This is a genomic window from Teichococcus aerophilus (genome assembly GCF_014490485.1).
Taxonomy (GTDB): Bacteria; Pseudomonadota; Alphaproteobacteria; order Acetobacterales; family Acetobacteraceae; genus Pseudoroseomonas; species Pseudoroseomonas aerophila.
Genome location: NZ_JACTVA010000061.1, coordinates 1 through 3,712, shown reverse-complemented (window position 1 = coordinate 3,712; position 3,712 = coordinate 1). Strand labels below are relative to the sequence as shown.

4 protein-coding genes are annotated in these 3,712 nt (G+C 68.1%); 1 reads left to right on the top strand and 3 read right to left on the bottom strand.

Annotated elements, in window-relative coordinates; translation table 11 throughout:
• Positions 1–347: 347 nt before the first annotated feature.
• Positions 348–962: a DUF1194 domain-containing protein gene (locus tag IBL26_RS22245; RefSeq protein ID WP_187786716.1), complete on the bottom strand. Its 615-nt coding sequence runs from the start codon at positions 960–962 to the stop codon at positions 348–350.
• A gap of 383 nt (positions 963–1,345) precedes the next feature.
• Here IBL26_RS22245 and IBL26_RS22240 point away from each other — a divergent pair, with 383 nt between their 5' ends.
• Positions 1,346–1,984, top strand: coding sequence for an exopolysaccharide biosynthesis protein (locus IBL26_RS22240; RefSeq protein ID WP_187786715.1), 639 nt, complete (start codon positions 1,346–1,348; stop codon positions 1,982–1,984).
• Positions 1,985–2,281: 297 nt separating this feature from the next.
• Here the strand turns inward: IBL26_RS22240 and IBL26_RS22235 are convergent, their stop codons facing one another.
• Entirely contained in the window at positions 2,282–2,845 is a 564-nt protein-coding gene (locus tag IBL26_RS22235; protein ID WP_187786714.1) for a cob(I)yrinic acid a,c-diamide adenosyltransferase, read from the bottom strand.
• 448 nt (positions 2,846–3,293) lie between these two features.
• Positions 3,294–3,712: energy transducer TonB (locus tag IBL26_RS22230; RefSeq protein ID WP_187786713.1), on the bottom strand; the 419-nt coding region annotated here is incomplete at its 5' end.

The window sequence follows — 3,712 nt, the reverse complement described above, 5'->3', positions numbered from 1 at the left end:
GGCAAGGCAAGGCAAGGCAAGGCAAGGCAAGGCAAGGCAAGGCAAGGCAAGGCAAGATGAAGCGAAGAGGAAAAAGCCGGGGAAAGAATTCCCCAGGCCCCTTCTTTTATTTCTGCGAGTTTGGCGTCGGGCCCCAAGAGAATGCGGGCGCTGCTTGATGATATTTTAAATGGATCGTGCGGGCTGAACCGTCAGTCGCCGGAGGTCCAAGACCTCCGGCGCACCCAGACGTGCTTCAGACCAGGCCCATCAACGGCCTGGCGCGGAGAACTCGAAAAAAGAAAAGAAGGGGTCCGGGGAATTCTTTCCCCGGCCTTCATTCCCCTGCCCTGCGCGACGCACCCCGTTCAGGCCACCATGCCACCGCGAATTTCGCGGAACAGTTTGCGTTGGATGGCGTCGGTGAAGTCGGCGTAGTCGGCGCAGCTCATAGCGAAGGCGCCGGGGCCGCCGATGATGTCGGTTTCATAGTGGGCGAGGAGGTCGGGTTCCTCGTTCAGCACGGCGAGGCCGTTGATGGTGATGCCGGCGGCGACGCCGATGTCGCGCACGGGCCCGGGCGGGCGGCCGAGGTTGTGGCGGCCGTCGCCGGAGACGTCCATGACCAGGCGGGCGGCCTCGGCTTCGAACCGGCCGAGGACGGCGAGGCCGGCGGCCATGCCGGGGCCGAGGGCGGTGGCGCCGGGGGCCGGCAGGCGGGGGCTGGCCTCGATCGCGTCCGCCAGGGCGGTGGCGGAGGCGGTGCCGGAGACGCGCATCCAGGGCACGGCGACCTCCTGCTGGCTCGACCAGAACAGCACGCTGACGGCGATGGCGCCCCGTGGGCCGGCGCCGATGGCCTGGATGATCCTCTCCTGCCGGAAGGCGTTGGCCAGGCCGCCGATCATCAGCCCAAACTCATCGAAATCCACGCTGGCCGAGACGTCGACCGCGAGGCACAGTGCCATATCCACCGCTTCCATCCGTGCTCCTCTCCTGGCCACTGGAGCGCGATGGCTGAGGTGGAATCACCGAAAGCCGGAATCACGCGACCCAACAAAGGCAAGAGCACGCTGCGTGAACACATGGGAACGCGGCATGCTCCATGGCCTAGATGGGGCGGCGGGGCGGCTTGAGACAATCTTGCGGCAAAAGATTGCAAGTGGTTCATATTCTGCCCGGCTACCCCTATCTCCGGCTCTGCCACTCCTGGCAGGCTGTGCCGGGACGGGGCAACTGCCTGTTGCCGTTGGCCAGAGGCCCCTGGCGGCGGGCCTGCAGGTTTCGTGCGGGCCAGTGCCGGCGCGGGCCACCCGAAGCAGCCCCGCCCGCGTTATGCGTGAGAGGCCATGAGGATACGCCGCTGATGCCCGACCACCTGCCGATGGCTACGGTCCCCGGCGAACACGACCAGTCTGCCCCGATCTCCCGCATCGTGGCGGAGGTGGCGGCCACTTGCCCTGGCGAGCGCATCACCCTGGGCGAGATGTCCGACGCCTTCGGCGAGCGCGCCTTCGGCCTGCTGATCCTGCTGCTGTGCCTGCCCGGGCTGCTGCCGGGCATGGCCACGGTGTTCGGCATTCCGATGCTGCTGCTGGGGGTGCAGATGGGGCTGGGAATGCGCACCCCGCGCCTGCCCGGCTTCATGCGCCGGCGCAGCCTGAAGCGGAGCGACCTGCTGCGGCTGTCCAACGCTTCCTCCAACGGGTTGAAGCGGTTCGAGCGCTACCTGCAGCCGCGCCCCGGCTGGTTCATCAGCGCGCCTGGCGAGCGGCTGGTGGGGTGGCTGACGGCCTATACCGCGCTGATGCTGATCCTGCCCGGGCCAGGCACCAACGGACCGCCCGCCTTCGGCACCATCGTCATGGCGCTGGGTGTGGTCGAGCAGGACAGCAAGGTGACCGGCTGGGGGGTCGGGCTGACCATCGCCGGTTGCCTGTTCGCCACCACGGTGCTGGTGCTGATCTGCGTGTTCGGGATGACGGCCTTCGAGTGGCTGTTTTGAGACGCTGGTGATCGGAGGGAGGAGGAAGGCCGGGGAAAGAATTCCCCGGGCCCCTTCTTTTCTTTTTTCGGGTTTTCGGGCGGGGCTGTTGAAGGCGCGGTCCTGAGGGACGGCTGGGTGCGCAGGAGGTCACGGAGCTCCGGTGCCTGAGGGTTCAGCCACCGTGGCCCATGATTAAATCATCGAACAGCGCCCGCTCTCAGTCCTGAGCTGTGACGCCAAACTCACAGAAAAAAAGAAGGGGTCCGGGGAATTCCTTCCCCGGCCTTCCCTTCCCTTCCCCTTCCCTCCGCCGCATCACGCCCCGCCGTGATCCTTCCCCGGCACCCACAGCACGTCCCCGCCCGCGTTCAGGTGGCGGGAGAGGACGAAGAGGTGGTCCGAGAGGCGGTTAAGGTAGCGGATGGCCACGGGGTTGACCGGTTCGGCGGCGGCCAGGGCGACGGCAACGCGTTCTGCCCGGCGGGCGGTGGTACGGCAAAGATGGGCGTAAGCGGCCGCCGTGGTGCCGCCCGGCAGCACGAAGGAGCGCAGGGGCGGCAGGGCGGCGTTCATGGACGCGACCTCGGCTTCCAGACGGGCGCATTGGGCGTCGGTCATGCGCAGGCGGGTGTCCGTGCCGTCGCCGGGCATGCAGAGATCGGCGCCGAGGTCGAACAGGTCGTTCTGGATGCGGGCGAGCATGGCGTCTTCCGCTAGGTTGGCGGTGTGCAGGCGCAGCAGGCCGAGGGCGGCGTTGGCTTCGTCGACGGCGCCGATCGCTTCGATCCGCAATGTGTCCTTGGCCACGCGGGTGCCGTCGCCCAGCGAGGTCTGGCCGGCATCGCCGCCGCGTGTGGTGATGATGTCGAGGCGGACCATGGGCATTGCTCCTGCGGGAAGACGCTGTGGGGGAAGTGCCGGCGGGGTGGGAATGTTGCGGGGTGGAGGAAGGTTGGGGGAATGAATTCCCCCAAGCCCCCTTCTTTTTTCTGCGGGTTTGGCGTGGGGCTGCGGAGACGGCGGCGGATGTTCCCATTGATATGGTCAATGGGCCACGCGGGCTGAATCCTCCAGTCGCCAGGGTCCGGGAACCCGAGCGCGAACCGCGACGCCGGTTAAAGCAGGAAGCATTCCCATTCGTTCACGCACCATGCTCTGCGTCCTGGTTCGATCGGGTGATGCAGGCTTCTCGGTGCTTCCATCTCAAGCCCTCACGCCCTGAACCGGACAGCCGCTTCAGCCACCGCGCCCGAAAAACTCGAAAAAAGAAGATGGGGACCGGGGAATTCCTTCCCCGGCCTTACCTTCCCTTCGCCGTGCGCGGCGCTCAGGGGCGGAAGGTGACGCGCCAGACCATGTTGCTCCACACCGCGATGCCGTCGCGCATCGCGGGGTCGAAGCGGCAGCGGCGGACGCCGCGGCGGGCGGCTTCGTCCAGGGCGGCGTGGCCGCTGCTGGTGGCGATCTTGGCGTCGATGACGCGGCCTTTGTCGGTCAGGCGCAGGCGTAGGACGACGTCGCCGCCGATGCCGGCGGAGCGGAGCTCGGGCGGGTATTCGGTGGCGTCGCTGCAGGCGATGTCACGCGGGCGGGCGGCGGTGGTGTCCTGGCCAGGGCCGGGGGTGTTGGCGGGGGCGACGCCAGCGCCGAGGCGGACGGCGCCGGGCGCCAGGGCGGCTGGGACCGAGGTGGCCTGGGATGGGGCGGGCCGTGGCGGGGATGGCGGAGCGGCGGCGGCGAGGGCGG

What these genes read in the sequence shown, in the direction of transcription:
- IBL26_RS22245 (WP_187786716.1), bottom strand. Translation starts at nt 962, where the DNA reads ATGGAAGCGGTGGATATGGCACTGTGCCTCGCGGTCGACGTCTCGGCC.
- IBL26_RS22240 (WP_187786715.1), top strand. Translation starts at nt 1,346, where the DNA reads ATGCCCGACCACCTGCCGATGGCTACGGTCCCCGGCGAACACGACCAG.
- IBL26_RS22235 (WP_187786714.1), bottom strand. Translation starts at nt 2,845, where the DNA reads ATGGTCCGCCTCGACATCATCACCACACGCGGCGGCGATGCCGGCCAG.